This window comes from Gordonia oleivorans, assembly GCF_040044975.1.
GTDB classification, from domain to species: domain Bacteria; phylum Actinomycetota; class Actinomycetes; order Mycobacteriales; family Mycobacteriaceae; genus Gordonia; species Gordonia oleivorans.
Map to the genome: position 1 here is coordinate 1 of NZ_JBDZDI010000002.1, position 21,275 is coordinate 21,275.

A 21,275-nucleotide genomic window follows, 5' to 3' on the forward strand; every position below is an offset into this window, starting at 1 on the left:
GGTGGGGAAACGCCCGGTCCCATTCCGAACCCGGAAGCTAAGCCCACCAGCGCCAATGGTACTGCACTCTGATCGGTGTGGGAGAGTAGGACACCGCCGAACTATCATTCCGGGATGCCCCGCGAAACCTTCGGGTTTCGCGGGGCATCACCGCATTCCCGGCCCTTTTTCGCGCATCCACCGGTCGTGTTCACGCGGGCGCTGCTCGGTCCCGCGGCGTCCCCACGTTCACGCTCTCAGTGCACCGAGCGCGTGAGCATGCAGGCACCGCGTCGACGAACAGCACCCGCGCCACGCCGGCCTTCGCGCGGGTCCTCCACGTTCGCGCGGCGAGCCCGTCTACGCGCGCTCATTGCACTGACCGCGTGAGCATGCAGACACCGCGTCGACGAACAGCACCCGCGCCACGCCGGCCTTCACGCGGTGCCTCCACGTTCGCGCGGCGTCCCCACGTTCGCGCGCTCAGTGCACTGACCGCGCGAGCACACACGCACCGCGTCGACGAGAACCGAGCGCGTCAGGCGTCTTTCGGCACGACGACCATCGGGACGGTTTCGAGCGTGCGGAGCATCTTCGCGGCGGTCGCGCCGAGGAAGAGCTGAAGCGGTTGGGCGAGGCGACTGGATCCGACGAAGACGATGTCGCCGCCGTGCCAGCCGACCTTGCCGGCGGCGTCCTCGACGTCATCGCCGGTGACGACCGCCGAAGTGATGTCGTAGTCGGCACCCAACGCCTGTTTCGCGGTCTCGACCAGTTCGGCGAGATGCTCGGCGGCAGCCTTCTCCGCGGTCTCGAGGTCTCCGGCCTGGCCGCCGATACCGTCGGGCGTCAGCAACGAGATGAGGCGCAGCGGAAATCCGGTGCGTTCGCAACCGTCGATCACCGCGCGCAGCAGTGGGGTGGCGCCGCTACGACGACCGACGGCGGCCGTGATGCGGGTGATGGGCGAGGCGGATTCGCGTGCGCCGAGTGGTGCGACGACGACCGGGGTGGTGGAGACGTGCATCAGATCGTTGACGACCGATCCCAGGGAGTTGCGGCCCCGAATGCCGCCGCCCGAGCCGCCGACGATGATGGCCGCGGACCCGGTGCGATGGGATTCGACGACGAGGCCTTCGGCGGCGTGGTCGTGGAAGGCGATGTGAGCCTCGGCGACCACATCGTCGGGGACGCGGGCGGCCGCGTCGGACAACCATTCCGCTGCCTGCGAATCGAGGCGCGCCGCCGTCTCGACGTCGGCACCATCGGGTGTGGGCGGCAACACCATGCAGACGTCGAGGTCTGCGTGAAAGGACCGCGCCAACTGCACGCCGAGCCCGAGGGCGTCTTCACCACCCGGTGTCGGTAGATAGGCGGCAAGCAGCGTACGTGGCGTGGGCATGTCGGCTCCCTCGGCGATATGTCGGCGATCTGTCGATGTGTGTCCCCAACGATGTTCTCACTGACGAGGCCTGTCCATCCGGACATCGGCACGCTCGCCGACGGTGAGTCACGACACCGAAGAGGGCGCCGTCGACGTGGGCGTGGACCGCGGAAGCGTCTCCCCACGGAAGAAGGCCGGGTGCCGTGCCCGGAGGTAGAGCATCACGAACACCCCGACGATCAACAGGCCGAACCCGATGTAGAAGACCAGCCCGATCCCGAATATGGAAGCGCCGCTGCCGTTGTCGGGGTTCATGCTTTCGCCCACGGAGATCAGGAAGACGATGATCAACGCGAGGCCGCCGAGGAACGGGCACAGGAAGCGGTAGATCACGTTGTGTGCCGAGGTGAACAGTTCATGCCGGAAATACCACACGCACGCGAAGGCGGTGATGCCGTAGTACCAGCAGATCATGATGCCCAGGGCGGCGATCGTGTCGATCAGGGTGCGTTCGGACAGGATCGTCACCACGGTGTAGAAGATGGCCGTCACGATGCCGGCGACGAGTGCCGCGAACGACGGTGACAGGAACCGGGGATGGATCTCGGCGACCTTCTTCGGGAACGCGCCGTAGGAGCCCATCGCGAGCATCGTCCGCGCCACCGGCAGGAACGTCGTCTGCAAACTGGCCAGCGACGACACCAGGATGGCCGCGAACAACATCAGGCCGCCCCACCGCCCGAGGACAGGTGTGGCCAGCGCGCCGAAGACGTTCTCGGCGTTGGCCTCGTTGCCCAGTCCGAGCCCCTCGGCACCCACTCCGGCGTACATCATCACAGCGACGGCGACCAGGAGATAGGTCAACAGGATCGACAGCACGCACAGCACTCCCGCACGGCCCGGCGTGCGTTTGGGGTCCTTGCATTCCTCGCCGAGTGTCAGACACGTATCCCAGCCCCAGAACGCGAAGATCGATCCCGTGAGTCCGACCGCGAAGGCGGAGATCGTCAGTCCGGTGAACGGGTTGAACCAGTCGATGTCGAAGGACAGGCCCGCGGGTGCGTCGCCGGCCGCGACCTTCACCAGGGCGATGATCGCGAAGGCGAACAGGACGATGAGCTGGAAGCCGACGAGGACGTACTGGATGCGTTCACTGGTCGAGATGCCCCGCATCGAAATCCACGTGGCCGCCGCGAGCAGCACGAGTGTGGTCACGATGTTGACCAGCTTGTTGGTGCCGAGGTCGGCGATCGACGGGCGGTCGGCGATCTGGGCGATGATCAGGTAGAAGAACTGCACACCGATCGCGGCGAGGTTCGACAGCACGATGATGGTCGCGACCACCATGCCCCAACCGCACATCCACCCGACGTACGGCCCGAAGGCCTTCGTCGACCAGGTGAACGATCCCCCGCAGTCGGGAGTGTCGGAATTGAGTTCGCGGTAGGCGTAGGCGGTGAGGAACATCGGGATGAACCCGGCGATGAAGATCGCGGGCATCTTGAGCCCGACGGCCGCCACGATCAGTCCGATGCTCGCGGTCAGGGTGTAACCCGGTGCGACGGTGGATATCCCGAGGATTGCGCCGGAGAGCACGCCGACCTTGCCGGCGGCGAGGCCCTTGTCGACGGGGATCTCACCGATGGGCGTCGGCACCCCGGTGGGTGCGTTCGGCGGTGTGGGTTGTGACGTCATGTGTGCGCTCCGGGTCGAGGGCGGGGGAGTCGAGGGCGGGTGGTCCGGTCGGCCGGGGAGATGCCGTCGGCGCTCAAGTGCTCGTGGGCACGACGATCATCGGGACCGACAGCGCACGAAGCATCTTGGCCGCGGTGGTTCCGAGGAACAGACGCAGCGGCTGGGCGAGTCGGCTGGAGCCGACGAGCACGATGTCGCCGTCGTCCCAGTCGAGGGAGATGACGGCGGTCTCCGTCGTCTTCGCGGCGACCACCGCGGAGGCGATCTGATGGTCGGCGCCGAGGCGGGTGTGTGCGTCGTCGACGAGGCCGTCGAGGAGTTCGCCGGCGGCGGCCCGGACGGCGGGGTCGGTGTCGTCACGACGCCACGGCAGCGCATCGTCGTCTCCGGTCACCAGCGACACCAGGCGCAGCGGAAGTCCGGTGCGTTCGCACAGGTCGAGGCCGGCGGTGAACAGGGCGGTGCTTCCCGGTCGGCGACCGATCGCGCAGGTGATGCGGCGCAGGGTGTGCGGGGCGTTCGAGGCGGCGCCGCGCGGCGTGAGGACGACAGGTACCGGAGACGAGTGCAGCAGATCGTTGACCACCGAGCCCAGGGAGTGGCGACCGGCGATCCCGCCGCCGGAGCCGCCGACCACGATGGCCGCGCATCCGGTCTGCTGTGCCTCGGTGACCAGGCCCTCGGCAACGTTGTCGTACAGTGCGATTCGGGCTTCGGCGACGATGTCGTCGGGGATGGTGGCGGTGGCCTCGGCCAACCACGTCGCCGCCCGGTCATCGACGAACCGGGTGTAATCGGCGTTGCCGGGCGCGGCCACCTGCTCGATGGGGCCCATCGGTGGGAGGACCATGGCGATGTCGAGTTCGCCGTGCAGCGCGCGTGCGAGATCGATGCCGAGCGACAGGGCGTCGGCGCCGCCGGGGGTGGCGAGGTAGGCGACCAGCAGTCGGGTGCGGGTGGGCACGGGCGGCTCCCATCGTCGGATCGCACCCGCCGGATTCAGACGAGGTAGGACTCGCGTGATCGGGTGACTGGCATCACTGTGCGCTCCGGGTGCGAACCGTGCCCATGGCCGAAGTGTCGAGGAGGTCGTGTCCCGATGGACAACATGGCCAGCCACCGAGTGGGTGCGAATGCACCCCGACGCCGGCGGCGCCGGGATCGATACACGATCCCGGCGCCGCCGCCTCGGCCCGGCACTCAGCTGAGGTGATGGACCTCCTGCAGGCCGTACACGGGTGTGTCGATGCCCTCGAACCGCGCCTTGAGCTGCAGGGCGAGGTAGAGCGAATAGTGCCGCGACTGGTGCAGGTTGCCGCCGTGGAACCAGAGGCCGGGCTGCTGGGTCGGCTTCCACATGTTGCGCTGCTCGCCCTCCCACGGCCCGGGGTCCTTGGTGGTGTCCGATCCCAGACCCCACACCTTGCCGACGCGGTCGGCGATCTCCTGGCCCATCAGATCCGCCGCCCAGCCGTTCATCGATCCGTATCCGGTGGCGTAGACGACGACGTCGGCGGGCAACTCGGTGCCGTCGGCGAGGACGACGCTGTTCTCGGTGAGGTGATCGATGTCGCCGTGGGCGAGCTTGATGGTGCCGTCGGCGACGAGGTCGCAGGCGCCGACGTCGATGTAGTAGCCCGAGCCGCGTCGCAGGTACTTCATGAACAACCCGGAGTCGTCGTCGCCGAAGTCCAGGTCGAATCCGGCGGCCTCGAGGCGGGCGTAGAACTCCTTGTCGCGTTCGCGGATCTGGTCGTAGAGCGGGATCTGGAACTCGTGCATGATGCGGTACGGCAGTGACGCGAAGGTCAGATCGGCCTTCTTCGTCGTCATCCCGCCGGCGACGGCCTGCTCGCTGTAGAGCGCGCCGAGGCCGATCTCCATCAGCGAATCCGACTTGACGATGTGGGTCGACGAACGCTGCACCATGGTCGTGTCGATTCCGTTGTCCACCAATGCTTTACAGATGTCGTGGGCGGAGTTGTTGGCGCCGATCACCACGACCTTCTTGCCGATGAACCCGTCGGGTCCCGGATGTCGGCTGGAGTGATGCTGCTCTCCGGCGAAGACGTCCTGGCCGGCGAAGGTGGGCACGTTGGCCTTGCCGGACATCCCGGTGGCCAGCACCAACTGATCGGGATGCAGGGTCAGATGCTCACCGTCGCGATCGATCTCGACGGTCCACTTCCCGCTCTTCTCGTCGTAGGTCGCCGACTCGCAGGTCGTCCTGCTCCAGTAGGGCACCTCCATGACGCGCGTGTAGAACTCCAGCCAGTCACCGATCTTGTCCTTGGGTGCGAACACCGGCCAGTTCTCCGGGAAGGGGAGATACGGCAGATGGTCGTACCACACCGGGTCGTGCAGGCACAGCGACTTGTAGCGTCCCCGCCACTGATCGCCGGGCCGATCGTGGCGGTCGATGACGATCGACGGAACGCCCAGTTGACGCAGCCGCGCACCGAGCGCGATGCCGCCCTGTCCACCGCCGACGACGAGGACGTACGGCTGGGTGCTGCGTCCGAGCGAGGCGTCCTCGTCGGCCTTGCGCTCGGCCCACGACCGTGTGTCGGGGTCCGAACCGTGCACCGCTCCCATGACGCGGGTGGCGCCGGAGCGCTCTTCGTATCCCTTGAGTTCCTGCAGCGTGGTGAGCAGGGTCCAGGCCTGGTCCTCGCCGCTGTGTTCGTCGCGACGCAGTCGCAGATGTCCGACGCCACGACCGGTGGCCGTCTCGAACTCGATGAAGGCCGACACGACGCCGTCGTCGTCGGTGGCCGGTTCGCTGGTGCGCAAGCCGCTCGGGTCGGTGTCGTCGAGGCGTTCGGTGAGCATCTCGGCGATCTGCTCACGGCCCTCGACGGTCTTGAGGTTCCAGGTGAACGACACGAGGTCACGCCAGAAGCTGTCGGTGGCGAACAGCGACGTCACCGCGGCGATGTCGCGCGCGGCGAGCGCGGTCTCGAATCGTGCGAGCCAGGCCTGCGCCCGGTCCTGTGGTGCCTCGTCGGTGGTGTGCGCCAGATCGGGTTCGAGTGTCTGGGTCATGGGTGATGCCCCTTTCGTGTGAGTGGGAGGAAATCTCGGTGCTCATGTGATCCACAGCACACGCCCCGGCGGTGGGTGCGGGCAAGGGTTGCAGCCCGTTGCGGGCCGGGTGGCAGGTGGCTGCAACCCCCTGCAACGCCGGTGGCCCTTTGCCAGCGGGATGTGACCGGGAGCACAATCGTGGTCGTGGCCACCTCAACACCAGCCGGACTCGAACCCGCGGTCGCCGCCGGCGACGATCCGCGGCAGTTCGCCGCCGTCCTGCACGCCGTCTACGACGCGGCGATGGCCGGCGACAAGCCGCCGGCCCGGCCGCGCCAGGTGATCAGCGACTCCTGGGATCGGGTGCTCGACGCCGGCGTCGACCCCGACCACGGCTCACTGCGCAATCGCATCGGCACCGCCGAGGTCGCGTCCCGTCGCAGCGAGTCGGGCCTGCACGCGGTCCTCGACGAACTCACCCGCGGACTCGACGCGGTGATCGCCGACGGCGACAACATCCTGGTGGTCGCCGACGCACACGGCCACGTGCTGTGGCGCAGCGGCGCCAACCGCGTCCTGCATCGCGCCGACCGGCTCGGATTCGTCGAGGGGGCGTGCTGGGCCGAGGACGCCGTCGGCACCAACGCCATCGGCACCGCCTTGCAGTCCGGCCGGGCGGTGCAGGTGTTCTCCGCCGAACACTTCGTGCGCACGCATCACACCTGGACCTGCGCGGGTGCCCCGATCCGCAATCCGCGGACCGGGTCGGTCCTGGGTGTCGTCGACGTCAGCGGCCCGGCCGCGACGATCCACCCGACGACGCTGGCGCTGGTCGACACGGTGGCGCGGCTGGCCGAATCGCAGCTGCGTGATCACCACCGCCGGGTCCTCGATCAACTGCGTTCGGTGGCCGCACCCATCCTGGCGCGGACGGCGGGACCGGCCATCGCCGTCGACACCGACGGCTGGGTGGCGGCCGTCGAGTCGGTGGCGCCGCGCTCGCGGCTGACCATCCCGCGGCAGTTGCACCCTGGCCGGACCCACCTCACCGACCTCGGTGAGTGCGACGTCGAGCCCCTTCCCGGCGGATGGCTGATCCGCGTCGCCGACGCCGACCGGCCGTCGCGGCGGACCCGGGTGTCCATCGACTCCGACGACGCGGGCACCCTCATCCGCGTCTCCGGGGCCGCGGGCAGCTGGACCCATCGGCCGTCACCGCGTCACGATGAGATCCTGCGCGTCCTGGCCGCACACCCCGGCGGGCTGAGCGCCGCGGCGTTGTCGACGAGTCTGTTCGGGGTCGACGACCGAACCATCACGGTGCGCGCCGAGATCTCGCGCCTGCGAAGGCGATTCGGTGGGCTGCTGGCCGCCAACCCCTACCGGTTCAGCGACGGCGTCGACGTTCACCTCGGGTGAGGTGGTGGCATCGAGACGGTGATGCCATAGATTTCTTGACGTGCCGATCTCACACGTCGATGGCTATCTGCGCCACATCATGGCCGACTGCGCACCCGATCGTTCCGGTGCGGTCGCCGACTACATCCCCGAACTCGCCGCCGTCGACCCGGACGGCTACGCGTTGTCGATGTGTATGCACGACGGCAACACGTACTCCCTCGGTGATGTCGGCGTGGAATTCACCATCCAGTCGGTCTCCAAACCGCTGACCTATGCGATGGCGTTGTCGCGACTCGACATGGCGGCCGTCGACGCGAAGATCGGTGTGGAGCCGTCGGGGGAGGCGTTCAACGAGATCAGTGTGGATGCGCGGCGGCGGCCGCGGAACCCGATGATCAATGCCGGTGCGATCCTGGCCGCGTCGTTGCTGCTGCCGCCGGTGCGGGAACTGCCGGAGAACGCGGTCGACACGGTCTTCGGCGAGATCCTCGAGTTCTACTCGGCGTGTGCCGGGCGGCGGCTGGCCATGGACGAGCAGGTCTATGCCTCGGAATCGGCGACCGGCTCGCGCAATCGCGCGATCGTCTACATGCTCGACAGCTTCGGGATGGTCGACACCGATCCCGACGCCGCACTCGACCTGTATTTCCGGCAGTGCTCGATCCGGGTGACCGCCGACGATCTGGCGGTCATCGGGGCCACCATCGCCGGTGGCGGGGACAATCCGCGCACCGGACGCCGCGTCATCAGCAACGAGGTCGCCCAACGCCTACTGAGCGTGATGACCACCTGTGGGATGTATGACGGCGCCGGTGACTGGGTCACCTCGGTGGGGTTGCCGGCGAAGAGTGGCGTCGGCGGCGGCATCCTGGCCGTGCTGCCCGGGCAACTCGGCATCGGGGTGTACTCGCCGCGACTCGACGAGCACGGCAACAGCGTGCGTGGCGTGGACACCTGCCGTCACCTGTCCCGTGACCTGGGCCTGCACATGTTCAACGTGACGCGCGAGAGCCGGGTGTCGATCCGCTCGGTGTCCACGGCCGCCGAGTTCGAGGTCGGAACGGAGTGGCCCGAGATCGATCGCAGTTTCCTGCGCACCTGCCGGGATCGGGTGCGGATCTATGAGTTGCAGGGCGACCTGACGTTCGCCGGTGCCGAGCGGGCGCTGCGCCGGATCGAGAACGACATCGACGATTTCGACGTCGTCATCATCGAGATCTCCCGGGTGGGGGTGATCGACCCGGTGGCGCGCACCATGCTGCTCAGCATTCGCCACACCACCCAGACCCGCGGGCAACGAGCGATGCTCGTCGATCCCGACGGCGTGGTCCGGGCCAGCGTCGCCGCCCACCGCGACGACTCCATCGTTCCCGATCTCAATGCGCCGGAACAACTTCGGGGCCTCGATCCGACCCTGCCGCATGTGCATTCGACGATGGTCGCCGCCGTACGCGACGCCGAGGAGTTCCAGATCGAGCGCTACCGCGGCGACGAGGTCTGACGTCGCCCGACAACCGCACGTCGCTGACCGACGTGCCGACCGGCATGCCTTAAGCTGCCGGGTGTGCGTCTGGTGATCGCGGAATGCCAAGTGGATTATGTCGGCCGGCTGACGGCCCACCTGCCGATGGCCCGGCGGTTGTTGCTGATCAAGTCCGACGGATCGGTGAGCGTGCATGCCGACGATCGCGCCTACAAGCCGCTGAACTGGATGAGTCCACCGTGCTGGCTCACCGAGACGCAGGTTCCCGACGAGGTCGCCGACGCCCACGATCACGTCGAGGCGTACTGGGTTGTCGCCAACAAGGCGGGTGAGGAACTGCGGATCACCCTCGCGTCGATCGACCACGATTCCTCGCATGAACTCGGCGTCGACCCGGGCCTGGTGAAGGACGGGGTGGAGGCGCATCTGCAGGAGTTGCTCGCCGAGCATGTCGACACCCTCGGTCCTGGCTACACGTTGATCCGGCGCGAGTACATGACCGCGATCGGTCCGGTCGACATCCTGTGCCGCGACGCCGACGGGTCGACGGTCGCGGTGGAGATCAAACGACGCGGCGAGATCGACGGCGTCGAGCAGCTGACCCGCTACCTCGAACTGCTCAATCGGGATGCAACCCTGGCCCCGGTGAGTGGGGTGTTTGCCGCGCAACAGATCAAGCCACAGGCCAGGACCCTCGCTCAGGATCGCGGAATCCGTTGCGTCGTATTGGATTACGACGAGCTGCGCGGTGCCGAGAGCACCGAGTTCCGGTTGTTCTGAGGCGGGGGACCGCCGAATTCAGGACGCGTGTTTGCCGATGTGCACCTGCGCGGCGTCCGAGAGCCGACGGTTGAGCAACTCGACGTCGCTGTCGGCCGACGCGGTGGTCAGCTCGGCGTCGACCTCGGTGGTCAGCTGCCCGGGCAATTCGGCCAGCCTCTCGGCGATCCGGGCGAGTTCGCCGAGGATCTCGTCGCGTGCCGCGGTGGTCCGGGTGCCCAGGTCGCGTGAGCGAGCCACGCGTTCGGCGGCGATGTCGCGGGCGGTGGTCTCGATGTCGGTGGCCAGTTGGTCGGCCCGCGCTCGTTGGTCGGCGAGGTCTGCGTCGTGGCTTTCCCGCTCGCGCTGCAGTGTCTGGCGGGTGCACAGGGTGAGTTCTTCGGACTCGGCCTGTGCCTTGGCGACGATGCGTTGAGCCTCGTCGCGTGCGGCCGACATGGTGGATTCGTGTTCGGATTCCATCGCCGCGGCCCTCTCGGCCCGGTCCCGCGCGGCCTGTTCGGCGTCGGCCGTCGCGGTCGCGAGGACCTTGTCGGCCTCGTTGCGGGTGTCGGCGGAGTACGTGTCGGCGTCGCCGACGATCTTGGCCGCCTTGGCCCGCGCGTCGGCGAGGATGCGGTCGGCCTCGGTGGCCGCGTTCTGCTGGGTTTCGGCGGCCTCCTGCCGGGCCACCGACACCGTCTCGGCGGCCTCGGCACCGGCGTCGGCGCGCATCTCGGAGGCCTCGTCGGAGGCCAACTGCAGCATCCGCGACAGTCGCTCGCTCATTCCCTGGACCGTCGTCGGGGGCACGGAGAGTTTGTCGACCTCGCGTCGGAGCATCTCGATCTCGTCGCGCGCGTCGGCCAGGTGGGCGGCCAGTTCCCGCGCGTTGGCAGTGGCCGCATCTCGGTCGGCGGCCAGGACCCGCATGTCGGCGTCGATGCGCCGCAATCGATCCGCGACCTGCTCACGGTCATAGCCGCGCATCACGACCGCAAAGGGTAATTGCTGCCTGGGGGCGGGAGCTGCCATGCGGCTCAGTCTAACGGAGGACGCCGACCGGACCGATCCGGCGAAGGTCCCGCACGGCCGGCGGAAGGCAACGGTCGGATCGGCGCCCGCTCACGTGCCGGTGAGCCGTCAGTGCGACGACGAAGCGGCAGGCTCGACCAGTTCGAGGAGCACCCCGCCGGCATCCTTGGGATGGACGAAGTTGATCCGGGAGTCGGCGGTGCCGCGGCGGGCCGCGGGATACAGGACGCGCACGCCGGCGTCGGTGAGCCGGGTCATCACGGCGTCGACGTCGGTGACCCGTACGGCGAGCTGCTGCAGGCCGGGGCCGTTGCGGTCGAGGAACTTCGCGATCGTCGATTCCGGTGTCAGCGGGGCCAGCAGCTGGATCACCGCGCCCTCGGTTCCGGCGGGTCCGATCATCGCCTCCCGCACGCCCTGCTCGTCGTTGGTCTCCTCGTGCAGGGTGACGAATCCGAGGTGATCGGCGTACCACTGCTTGGCGTCGTCGAGATCGGCGACGGCGATGCCGACGTGATCGACGGCGACGACGAGGTCGGCGATCACCGCGGTCGGCGATCCGGGGGTGGGGTCAGCTGCTGATGCGGTCATGGCCTAACGGTAGCGTTGAGGATGCAAAAGTACTTCACCGACCGCTCGGTAGGCACCGCGGTCACCTGTGTTGGAGGTCCTCCATGTCCACGACGTCAGATCATGCCTCGGTCATCGTTGCCGGTGCGCGCACCCCGTTCGGTCGGATGCTCGGCTCACTGAAGGATTTCAGTGCGGTCGACCTCGGCGCGATCGCCATCAAGGCGGCGCTCGAGCGCGCGAAGGTTCCGGCCTCCGCGGTCGACTACGTCATCATGGGGCAGGTCCTCACCGCCGGCGCCGGGCAGATGCCCGCACGCCAGACCTCGATCAAGGCCGGCATCGGCTGGGACGTCCCGGCGCTGACCATCAACAAGATGTGCCTGTCGGGTATCGACTCGATCGCGCTGGCCGATCAGCTCATCCGGGCCGGTGAGTTCGACGTCGTGGTGGCCGGTGGTCAGGAGTCGATGACCCAGGCGCCGCATCTGCTGCCCGGCAGCCGCAGCGGCTTCAAGTACGGCAACACCGAACTCGTCGACCACATGGCCTACGACGGGCTCTTCGATGCGTTCACCGATCAGCCGATGGGTGCGCTGACCGAGCAGGGCAACGACGTCGGGGCGAGCGGAGCGACGGGGAACGAATTCCGCGGATTCACCCGGGCCGAGCAGGACGAGTTCGCCGCCGTCAGCCACCAGCGGGCGGCCGCGGCCTGGAAGGACGGACTCTTCGGCGACGAGGTGGTTCCCGTTTCGATCCCGCAGCGCAAGGGCGACCCGATCGAGTTCGCCGAGGACGAGGGGATTCGCGCCAACACCACCGCCGAATCGCTGGGTGGGCTGCGGCCCGCGTTCCGCAAGGACGGCACCATCACCGCCGGCAACTCCTCGCAGATCTCCGACGGTGCGGCCGCGGTGATCGTGATGAGCAAGGCCAAGGCCGCCGAACTCGGCGTCGAGTGGCTGGCCGAGATCGGCCCCCACGGTGTGGTCGCCGGCCCCGACTCGTCGCTGCAGATGCAGCCGGCCAATGCCATCAGCAAGGCCTGCGACCGGGCCGGCATCACCCCCGCCGACCTCGACCTCATCGAGATCAACGAGGCCTTCGCGGTCGTCGGGCTGGCCTCGACCAAGGCGCTCGGCGTCGATCCCGCGATCGTCAACGTCAACGGTGGCGCCATCGCCGTCGGCCACCCGATCGGCACCTCCGGCGCCCGCATCACCCTGCATCTGGCCCTGGAACTGCAGCGCCGCGGGGGTGGCGTCGGCGCGGCGGCACTATGTGGTGCGGGCGGTCAGGGAGACGCGCTGATCATCCGGGTGCCCAAGGCCTGACCGTCACGCCATGACGTCCGGCGATGGGCCGTGGCGCCGCGCACGGCCCATCGCACACTCCTACTACGAGATGTCGTAGAGCTGTCCGCTCTTCGGCACAATGGATTCCATGACGCGTATCTTCGATCTGTCCACACCCGCCAAACGCTTCCGGTTCGTCGCGATCCTCGAGGCGATCACCTGGGCGGCGCTGCTCGTCGCGATGTTCTTCAAGTGGGTGCTCGGGCATACCGAGGCGGTCGCCGTACCGGGGATGACACACGGCATCGTATTCGTCGTGTTCGTGGTGATCTCCCTGGTGACCGCGCTCTCGCTGAAGTGGAATCTCAAGGTCACCGCCCTGGCCCTGGTGTCGAGTATCCCACCGTTCGGCACCCTGGTGTTCGAGTGGTGGGCCGCCCGCAACGGCCATCTCGCCGAACTGTCCGTCGAACGAGATTCCGCCGCCGAACTCGCGGCGTGAGAGGAATCCGCCGGTGATCGTCGCGTTCAGCATCTCGCCGTCCGGAGGTGACGCCGTCGACGCCGACGGTGGGATGAGTGCGGCCGTCGCCGAGGCCGTCCGGGTGGTGCGCGCGTCGGGGTTGCCCCATCAGACCACCGCGATGTTCACCTACCTCGAAGGTGACTGGGACGAGGTGATGGCGGTGGTCAAGCAGGCCACCGATGCCGTCGCGGCACTCGCGCCCCGCGTCGGACTGGTCCTCAAGGCCGATATCCGGGCCGGTCACACCGAGGGTGAGCTCGCGGGCAAGGTCGCGCGGGTCCGGGCGCACCTGGACGATTGAGGGATGCACCGTCTGACGCGGGCGCGCGCGGCGGTCGCCACGGTCTTCGGTCTCAACGGCTTCCTCGCCGCCCTATGGGTCGCGCACATTCCGGTGATCACCGAGCACACCGGGACCTCGCACGGACAGCTCGGCGCGATGCTGCTGCTGGTCGGTGCCACCGCGTTCGTCGGTATGCAGGTGTGCGGTCGCCTCATCGACCGGATCGGATCGCGGCCGACCACACTCGTCGCCGCGATCGTGCTGTGCGGCGCGATGCTCGGACCCGTCCTCGCCGCCACCCCCGGGTGGTTGGCGCTGGCGCTGGCGGTGTTCGGCTTCACCAACGGTTCGCTCGACGTCTCGATGAATGCCCAGGCCGTACAGGTCGAACGTGCCTACCGCAGGCCGATCATGTCGGCCTTCCACGGATTCTTCTCCGTCGGCGGTCTGCTCGGTTCCGGTGTGGTCGCGGTGGGTCTGTGGATGGATTGGCCGGTGGCCGTCACCGTCACCGCGCTCGGCGCGCTCGGGTTGATCATCGTCGCATTCGCGTCGGCGGGCCTGGTGGGACGTGACGTCGGGATGGCGGAGTCGTCGGCTCCCGACGCGTCGCACGAGGAAGCGTCACGGCGGTGGTGGCGTGAACTCGACCTGCGGCGGCTGATACTCCTGGCCGCCGTGGCGTTCGCCGCGATGCTCGCCGAGGGCACCGCCTATGACTGGAGCGCACTGCACGTCGTGGAGACCTTCGGGACGCGCGAGGCGATCGGGGCGATCGCCTTCGCGGGATTCAGCGCGGCGATGATGGTGGCGCGTTTCGTCATCGACCCGATCGCGGCCCGGGTGGGCCCGGTGGCGGTGGTCCGATGGGGAGCGGTGATCGGCGCGATCGGCATGCTGATCGCGTTGATACCGAGTGGAGAGGGCGCGCCCTCGGCGATCATCGCGATCCTCGGGTGGGCGGTGTTCGGTATCGGGCTGGCCGGGCTGATCCCACAGATCTTCACCGCCGCCGGAAACCTGACGACCCGGGCCGGCGGTCGGGCGATCTCGACGGTGGTCGGCTGCGGGTACCTCGGCATGCTGGCGGGGCCCGCCATTGTGGGGGCCATCGGTGGCGTCACCTCCCTGCGCGTGGGACTGATGCCGGTACTTTTCGCGCTCGCCTTCGCGGCGTGGGCCGCGGGCGTGGTGTCGGCCCCGCAGCCGGTCGGGAGTCGACGCCGACATGACACACTGGAGACGTGAGCAGACCTTCTTCCCGAGCGCAGGCAGCCGCAGCACAGCAGGCCGCCGCCACCGTCGCCATGGCCGGCGCCGTCGACCTGTCGGCCCTCAAGGAACGAGCCGAGGCCCAACGCGCTGCGGCGCAACGGCCCACCCGGCCCGCCGAGGGCGGGCAGCCCGCCGCGCCGCACGGTGGCGCCGCCGTCGTCGACATCACCGAGGAGACGTTCGAGACCGAGGTCCTCGAACGCTCGACCCGGCAACTGGTGGTCGTCGATCTGTGGGCCGAGTGGTGTCAGCCGTGTAAGCAGCTCTCCCCGGTACTGGAACGGATGGCCGCATCGTCGGGCGGTCGCTGGGTGCTGGCCAAGGTGGATGTGGACGCCAATCCGCGGATCGCGCAGGCCTTTCGGGCACAGTCGATTCCGATGGTGGTGGCCATCGCGGCCGGACAGCCGGTATCGGCGTTCAACGGGGTGCGCAGCGAGCAGGAGATCGCTGCCTGGCTCGACGACATCCTCACCCAGGTCGGCGGCGCGCTGACCGGGGCGCCCGCGGATGCGGAGACCGAAGCGGTCGATCCCCGGATGGAGGCCGCCGAGGACAAGCTCAACGCCGGTGACTTCGACGGCGCGCTGGCCGATTACCGCGCGATCGTGGCGGCCGAGCCCCACAACGTCGAAGCGGCCTCGGCCGCACGCAATCTCGAGTTCGTGCTCCGCGCGCAGGCACACGACCCGTCGATCGTCGAGAACGCGGCACCCGGCGATGTCGACGCGCAACTGGCGGCCGCCGATGTGTTACTGCTCGCGCAGCAACCCGAGACGGCCTTCGATCGCATCATCGACGTCGTCCGGAGAACGGCCGGCGACGACCGTACCCGTGCTCGCACGCGACTGCTGGAGCTGTTCGAGCTCTTCGATCCGGCAGAGCCGTTCGTGGTCGCCGCCCGTCGCAAACTGGCCAGCGCGCTGTACTGATCGGCCTGTCCTGATCACAGATCCACTTGCCGCCACCGCCGAGGAGAGCGTCGTCGGACTCGCGCCGTCGCGACCGGCCCGGCGTGATATCCGGCGGGTGTCATCCATCCGCCGCGGTCACGAACCGGACAGGCCGAACGCGTTCAGTACGGTTGTGGCCCAGATCTTCTGGCCCTCGGCGTTGGGATACACGCCGTCGGATAGCAGCGCGTTGAGCTGTGCCTCGTCGGTGGGGAATGCGGAGTAGACATCGATTACCTCGATGCCCTGGGCGTCCATGGCCGCGGCGAATCCCTCGAGTTGACCGGCCGTTGATCCGTCGGACTGCGGATTCTGCTTGAACGCCACAAGTTTCGCGTTCGGGTACTTCGCCCGGAGTGCGTCGATGAGTGGCTGGAGCTGCGGTGCGAGCGGCGCGGACGTGTTCTCGGTGTGGCCGAAGTCGAGCATGATCAGGTTGGGAGTGACATCGGGTGCGATCAGGCCGTCGAGGTGGTCCACCGCGTAGGCGGCGGTGAGTCCGGCAGCGCTGCCGTTCCAGAATCCGACCTTGCCGTTCGGTCCGTTGCCGAGCCCGATCATCGGTCCGTACGACGAGGTCGACTCATCCCAGAACTTGGTGGCCACCCCCTTGTCGAAGGTGGTAGCGATCGCGGTGCCGAGTTGCGGGGCCCATCCGTTCGGATCGGATCCGGTCGCATCACCGAGGAGGACAAGGGTTTTCGACACGGTGGGATCGGCCCGCAGGCTTGCGGTGAAGGCGCGCGTGGCCGATTCGGTGGCCGGGGCGGGTGCCGGCGTACCGGACGTCGGTGATGCCGATGTCTCGGTGGTGGATGTCTCGGTGGTGGATGTCTCGGTGGTGGCAGTCTCGGTTGCGGATGTCTGGGAGGCGGGGGTGCCGGTGTCCGATGTGGCGACGTTGACCCCGACGATGGAGGCGACCACCACGGCGCCGGCCACCACGGTGATCGCGGGTCCGGCCCACTTCCGTGCCGTCGTCGACTTGTCACCCTGCGAATGTGTCACGAGATTCCCCCAACGGTTCCGTCCCGCTACCGAGGTGGATGCGGGGCGAGATCACCCTAGCGGCCTTCGGCTGGGCGCGCATGTCGGCGGCCGTGCACCGATGAGGCCGCCGACATGCGTCACGTATTTGGCTGTGCTGCAAGAAATTTGGTAGGGATTGCAGCGGCCTGCTTTCGATGGGGGTTACCTCTTGGAGCGCGCGTGGTACCGGTTCACTCGGCGGCCGCCGGCGCCAACCAGATCGCCGAGTTGGCGGGCAGCATGACCGGCGCCGACACCTCTCGCCCGTGCCACGGAGTGTCATCGGTGACGACCGAACCGAGGTTGCCCTGACCCGAACCCTGGTACGCCGCGGAATCGGTGTTGAGCACCTCCAGCCACTCACCGGCGACCGGCAGGCCCACCCGGTAATTGCTGCGGTCGGAGCCGGAGAAGTTGAACAGACAGGCCACCACCGACCCGTCCGAGCCGTATCGGAGAAAGCTGATGACGTTGTTGGCGGTGTCGTTCGCGTCGATCCATTCGTAGCCCGACGGTTCGGTGTCCTTGCTGTACAGGGCCGGGGACGCCTTGTAGATCCGGTTGAGATCGGTGACCAGGGCCGAGATACCCGAATGCAACTCGCCCTCCCATCCGGTCATCTGGTGCCAATCCAGGCTGCGGTCCTCCGACCACTCACCGGTCTGGCCGAACTCCTGTCCCATGAACAGCAGTTGCTTACCGGGATGTGACCACTGATAGGCCAGGAAGACTCGCACACCGGCGGCCTTGGTGAACGAGTTGCCCGGCATGCGGCTCCAGAGTGTGCCCTTGCCGTGGACGACCTCGTCATGCGACAGCGGCAGCACGAAATTCTCGCTCCACGCATACATCATCGAAAAGGTGATCTCGTGGTGATGGAAGCTGCGGTGAACCTGGTCCCGTCCCAGATAGCCCAGGGTGTCGTGCATCCACCCCATGTTCCATTTCAGGCTGAATCCCAGGCCGCCGAGATCGGTCATCCGGGTCACCCCCGGCCACGCCGTGGACTCCTCGGCGATGGTGACCACACCCGGGAAGTGTTTGGCCACAGTGGCATTGGTCTCCTGGAGGAACTGCACCGCCTCGAGGTTCTCGCGGCCACCGTAGATATTGGGGCGCCAGCCGCCCGCCGGGCGCGAATAGTCGAGGTACAGCATCGACGCGACCGCATCCACCCGCAGCCCGTCGATGTGGAACTCGGCGAACCAGAACAGGGCGTTGGCCACCAGGAAGTTGCGGACCTCGTATCGTCCGAAGTCGAAAATCAAGGTGCCCCAGTCGAGTTGCTCGCCCCGCATGGGATCGGCGTTCTCGTAGAGTGCGGTGCCGTCGAACCGCGCGAGGGCCCACTCGTCCTTCGGGAAATGGGCCGGCACCCAGTCGACGATGACCCCGATCCCCAGCGAGTGCAGATGATCCACCAGGTAGCGGAAATCGTCGGGCGTACCGAATCGGGCGGTCGGCGCATAGTACGAGGTGACCTGATAGCCCCACGAACCGCCGAAGGGATGCTCGGCGACCGGGAGGAACTCGACGTGGGTGAAGCCCTTCTCGATCAGATAGTCACCGAGCTGATCGGCGAGCTCGCGGTAACTCAGACCCTCACGCCAGGAGGCGAGATGCACCTCGTACACGCTCATCGGTTCGCTGTTCGGTGACGACGCCGCGCGCCGGGCGATCCACTCGTCGTCGGTCCACGTGTGGTACGACCGGGTCACCACCGAGGCGGTCGCGGGCGGCACGTTGGTGCCCTGTGCCATCGGGTCGGCCTTCTCCCGGATCACCCCGTCGGCGCCGTGAATCCGGAACTTGTACTGGGTGCCCTCACCGACGTCGGGCAGGAAGACCTCCCAGATACCGCTGCTGCCCAGCGATCTCATCGGCGCGGTGCGTCCGGTCCAGTCGAAGTCGCCGATCACGGCGATACCGTGCGCGTTGGGCGCCCAGACGGTGAACGCGGTTCCGGTCACCTCGCCGTCGGGCGTCGTGTACGACGCGTGCCGGGCCCCGAGGATCGTCCACAGTTCCTCGTGCCGGCCCTCACCGAACAGATAGGTGTCGGTCTCGCCGATGCTGGGCAGAAAACGGTATCCGTCGGCGACGACGAACTGGTTCGTGCCGCCCGCGCCGTCGGGGTAGTCGATGCGATACCGGTAGTCGATGAGGCCCTCGATCGGCACCGCCACCACGAACAGGTCATCGGTCTGTGCCGTCATCGGGTATTCGACACCACCGATGATCGCGGTCACCGACTCCGCGTTCGGCCGCAACGTGCGCAGGATGGTGAATCCGGTGCCCGTGTCGTGGGCGCCGAGGAACGCATGCGGATCGGGGTGCGTCAGCGTGTCGAGTCGGTTCAGATCGTGATCGGAGGCGAACGGGTCGGGCAGGCCGCAGGCGGGGGAGGCGTTGGTACCCGTCGCCGGTTCGGTGGTGGGGGTGTCCGGGTCTTCCGGGGTGTGGGTCACGGTGTCCTCATCGAATCCGGTAGGAGAGTTGTTCTGCGGCAGCATGATCGAGCGGTGGCAAGGCGAGGATGTGGGCGACCGCCCGGGACGGGACGAGTTGGACGAAGTTGGCCTGCCCCCAGGTGTACTCGTCGCCGGTGACCTCGTCGCGGACGTGGAAATGGTCCTGCCAGTCGAAGCCGAGAGCGGGCATGTCCAGCCACAGGGTGGACGACTCGGTGCCGAACGGATTGAGGTTGACCACCACCAGAACGCGATCACCCGAGACGGCATCGATCTTCGAGTAGGCGATCAGTGCCGGGTTGTCGACGTTGTGGAAGGTGATGTTGCGCAACTGCTGCAGGGCCGGATGCCGACGGCGGATCGCGTTGAGTGAGGTGATCCACGGTTCCAGCGACTCACCGCGCGACGAGGCCGCCTTGAAGTCGCGGGGGCGCAGTTGATACTTCTCCGAGTCGAGGTACTCCTCGCTGCCCTCGCGGACCGCCCGGTGCTCATAGAGTTCATACCCGGAATAGACGCCCCAGGTGGGTGCCATCGTCGCCGCGAGCGCGGCACGCAACGCGAACATGCCGGGACCACCGTGCTGCAGGCTCTCGTGCAGGATGTCGGGGGTGTTCACGAACAGGTTGGGACGCGCCTCGTCGGCACGTGCGGCCTGCTCGCGGCCGAATTCCTCGAGCTCCCACTTGGCGGTCTTCCAGGTGAAGTACGTGTAGGACTGCGTGAAGCCGAGACGGCCTAGACCGTAGAGGCGGGCCGGTCGGGTGAACGCCTCGGCCAGGAAGAGCACCTCGGGGTGGCGTTTCTTCACCTCGATGATCAGCCATTCCCAGAAGTTCGGCGGTTTGGTGTGCGGATTGTCGACGCGGAAGATCTTGACCCCCAAGGAAATCCAGTGCAGCGTCACCCGCAGGATGGCACCGTAGATCCCGGCGCGATCATTGTCGAAGTTGAGCGGATAGATGTCCTGATACTTCTTAGGCGGATTCTCCGCATAGGCGATCGTGCCGTCCGGGAGGACGGTGAACCAGTCGGGATGCTCGATCGCCCACGGATGATCGGGCGCACACTGCAACGCCAGGTCGAGTGCGATCTCCATGCCCAGTTCGTGGGCACGTCCGATGAAGTAGGTGAAGTCGTCGGTGGAGCCGAGTTGTGGGTGGATCGCATCGTGGCCGCCGTCGGCGGAGCCGATTGCCCACGGCGAACCCACGTCCTCGGGACCGGCGATCAGAGTGTTGTTGGGGCCCTTGCGATTCACGTGGCCGATCGGGTGGATCGGCGGCAGATAGACGACGTCGAAACCCATGTCCGCGATCCGCGGCAGATCCTGCGCGGCGGTCAGAAACGTGCCGTGGACCGGGTTGCCCTCGTTGTCCCAGCCGCCCGTCGACCGCGGGAACATCTCGTACCACGAACCGAACAGGGCGCGTCGACGATCGACCCAGACGCGGTGGTTGCGACTCTTGGTGACCATTTCGCGCACCGGATTCCGGTGCAGGAGCGTCGCGACCTTCTCCGACAGCGCCGGGCGCACCCGGGCCGCGATCTGCGGTTCGTCCGAGCGCAACATCCAGATCGCCTCTTCGAGGTGAACGCGATCCGACGGTGGGAGCTGATCGTGGGCGACGTCGAGAATCCTGGCGCCGATCTCCAGATCGTTGGCGAGATCGACGGTGCCCTGGCCGGCCTCGATCTTCTTGACGATGCCGGACTTCCAGGTGGTGAAGGGGTCACTCCACGCCTCGATGCGGAACGTCCAGAAGCCCTCGAGATCGGGGACGAACGCCGCGTTGAACTGATCCGGTTCGATCGACGGCGTCATCCGGACCTCGAAGATGCGTCGCCTCGGTCCCTCGATCCGCAGGGTGGCGCCGAGCGCGTCGTGCCCTTCGCGCCAGGCCGTGGCGCTCACCGGAACCATTTCGCCCACAACGGCTTTGCCTGGATTCGCACCTGCCGATACGAGTGGTTGGATGTCGTCGATGCCCATCCGGCCGATCACTCGCGGCTCCCTTCTCACGCAGGCCGCGACTCCGGCCGGATGCGTCGTTGCTGTTGAACACCGTGTTGGGCGCGCCCACCGGCGACCGCGCCTGAACTCATT

17 protein-coding genes and 1 rRNA gene are annotated in these 21,275 nt (G+C 67.6%); 9 read left to right on the top strand and 9 right to left on the bottom strand.

Features of this window, described 5'->3' with window-relative positions:
• Positions 1 to 102 (top strand): 5S ribosomal RNA (gene rrf / locus ABLE92_RS03465); the annotation flags it as partial.
• A 415-nt stretch (positions 103 to 517) separates the two neighbouring features.
• On the opposite strand, the gene ABLE92_RS03470 is transcribed toward rrf, so the two are convergent.
• The 4 genes from ABLE92_RS03470 to ABLE92_RS03485 all read right to left on the bottom strand — a co-directional run bounded on the left by ABLE92_RS03470 (position 518) and on the right by ABLE92_RS03485 (position 6,103).
• A complete protein-coding gene (locus ABLE92_RS03470) occupies positions 518 to 1,381 on the bottom strand; it encodes a universal stress protein (protein ID WP_348803229.1) in 864 nt (287 codons plus the stop codon).
• A gap of 108 nt (positions 1,382 to 1,489) precedes the next feature.
• On the bottom strand, positions 1,490 to 3,058 hold the full coding sequence (locus ABLE92_RS03475; RefSeq protein WP_348803230.1) for an APC family permease: 1,569 nt from the start codon (positions 3,056 to 3,058) through the stop codon (positions 1,490 to 1,492).
• A gap of 73 nt (positions 3,059 to 3,131) precedes the next feature.
• Positions 3,132 to 4,022, bottom strand: a complete 891-nt coding sequence (locus tag ABLE92_RS03480) for a universal stress protein (protein WP_348803232.1) — start codon at positions 4,020 to 4,022, stop codon at positions 3,132 to 3,134.
• Between the two features lie 236 nt (positions 4,023 to 4,258).
• Positions 4,259 to 6,103: an NAD(P)-binding domain-containing protein gene (locus ABLE92_RS03485; RefSeq protein WP_348803233.1), complete on the bottom strand. Its 1,845-nt coding sequence runs from the start codon at positions 6,101 to 6,103 to the stop codon at positions 4,259 to 4,261.
• 180 nt (positions 6,104 to 6,283) lie between these two features.
• Between ABLE92_RS03485 and ABLE92_RS03490 the strand changes: the two genes are divergently transcribed.
• The 3 genes from ABLE92_RS03490 (at position 6,284) to nucS (ending at position 9,749) form a co-directional block, all read left to right on the top strand.
• Entirely contained in the window at positions 6,284 to 7,504 is a 1,221-nt protein-coding gene (locus ABLE92_RS03490; protein ID WP_425476150.1) for a helix-turn-helix domain-containing protein, read from the top strand.
• Between the two features lie 40 nt (positions 7,505 to 7,544).
• On the top strand, positions 7,545 to 8,987 hold the full coding sequence (gene glsA, locus ABLE92_RS03495) for a glutaminase A (RefSeq protein WP_348803236.1): 1,443 nt from the start codon (positions 7,545 to 7,547) through the stop codon (positions 8,985 to 8,987).
• Positions 8,988 to 9,050: 63 nt separating this feature from the next.
• Positions 9,051 to 9,749 (top strand): endonuclease NucS, encoded by a 699-nt coding sequence (gene nucS, locus ABLE92_RS03500; protein ID WP_348803237.1) that lies wholly within the window; start codon positions 9,051 to 9,053, stop codon positions 9,747 to 9,749.
• Between the two features lie 18 nt (positions 9,750 to 9,767).
• Here nucS and ABLE92_RS03505 read toward each other — a convergent pair whose 3' ends face one another.
• Together ABLE92_RS03505 and mce are read right to left on the bottom strand one after the other, a co-directional pair.
• Positions 9,768 to 10,763 carry a coiled-coil domain-containing protein gene (locus ABLE92_RS03505; protein WP_348803238.1) on the bottom strand — a complete coding sequence of 332 codons (996 nt, stop codon included), beginning with the start codon at positions 10,761 to 10,763 and terminating at the stop codon, positions 9,768 to 9,770.
• Between the two features lie 108 nt (positions 10,764 to 10,871).
• Entirely contained in the window at positions 10,872 to 11,354 is a 483-nt protein-coding gene (gene mce, locus ABLE92_RS03510) for a methylmalonyl-CoA epimerase (RefSeq protein WP_348803239.1), read from the bottom strand.
• A gap of 83 nt (positions 11,355 to 11,437) precedes the next feature.
• On the opposite strand from mce, the gene ABLE92_RS03515 reads away from it, so the two are divergent.
• The 5 genes from ABLE92_RS03515 to ABLE92_RS03535 all read left to right on the top strand — a co-directional run bounded on the left by ABLE92_RS03515 (position 11,438) and on the right by ABLE92_RS03535 (position 15,647).
• Positions 11,438 to 12,670 (top strand): acetyl-CoA C-acetyltransferase, encoded by a 1,233-nt coding sequence (locus tag ABLE92_RS03515; RefSeq protein WP_348803241.1) that lies wholly within the window; start codon positions 11,438 to 11,440, stop codon positions 12,668 to 12,670.
• Between the two features lie 100 nt (positions 12,671 to 12,770).
• Positions 12,771 to 13,133, top strand: a complete 363-nt coding sequence (locus ABLE92_RS03520) for a DUF3817 domain-containing protein (RefSeq protein ID WP_348803242.1) — start codon at positions 12,771 to 12,773, stop codon at positions 13,131 to 13,133.
• Positions 13,134 to 13,146: 13 nt separating this feature from the next.
• On the top strand, positions 13,147 to 13,458 hold the full coding sequence (locus ABLE92_RS03525) for a thiamine-binding protein (RefSeq protein WP_348803244.1): 312 nt from the start codon (positions 13,147 to 13,149) through the stop codon (positions 13,456 to 13,458).
• 3 nt (positions 13,459 to 13,461) lie between these two features.
• Positions 13,462 to 14,688 carry an MFS transporter gene (locus tag ABLE92_RS03530; RefSeq protein WP_348803245.1) on the top strand — a complete coding sequence of 409 codons (1,227 nt, stop codon included), beginning with the start codon at positions 13,462 to 13,464 and terminating at the stop codon, positions 14,686 to 14,688.
• Between the two features lie 59 nt (positions 14,689 to 14,747).
• Positions 14,748 to 15,647 carry a tetratricopeptide repeat protein gene (locus ABLE92_RS03535; protein ID WP_348803892.1) on the top strand — a complete coding sequence of 300 codons (900 nt, stop codon included), beginning with the start codon at positions 14,748 to 14,750 and terminating at the stop codon, positions 15,645 to 15,647.
• Between the two features lie 117 nt (positions 15,648 to 15,764).
• Here the strand turns inward: ABLE92_RS03535 and ABLE92_RS03540 are convergent, their stop codons facing one another.
• The 3 genes from ABLE92_RS03540 to ABLE92_RS03550 form a co-directional block, all read right to left on the bottom strand.
• Complete coding sequence (locus ABLE92_RS03540; protein ID WP_348803246.1) at positions 15,765 to 16,676, bottom strand: SGNH/GDSL hydrolase family protein; 912 nt, start codon at positions 16,674 to 16,676, stop codon at positions 15,765 to 15,767.
• Positions 16,677 to 16,888: 212 nt separating this feature from the next.
• On the bottom strand, positions 16,889 to 19,210 hold the full coding sequence (glgB, locus tag ABLE92_RS03545; protein ID WP_348803247.1) for a 1,4-alpha-glucan branching protein GlgB: 2,322 nt from the start codon (positions 19,208 to 19,210) through the stop codon (positions 16,889 to 16,891).
• A complete protein-coding gene (locus tag ABLE92_RS03550) occupies positions 19,173 to 21,173 on the bottom strand; it encodes an alpha-1,4-glucan--maltose-1-phosphate maltosyltransferase (RefSeq protein WP_348803248.1) in 2,001 nt (666 codons plus the stop codon). Before ABLE92_RS03550 ends, glgB begins: the two co-directional genes overlap by 38 nt.
• Between the last annotated feature and the right edge of the window lie 102 nt (positions 21,174 to 21,275).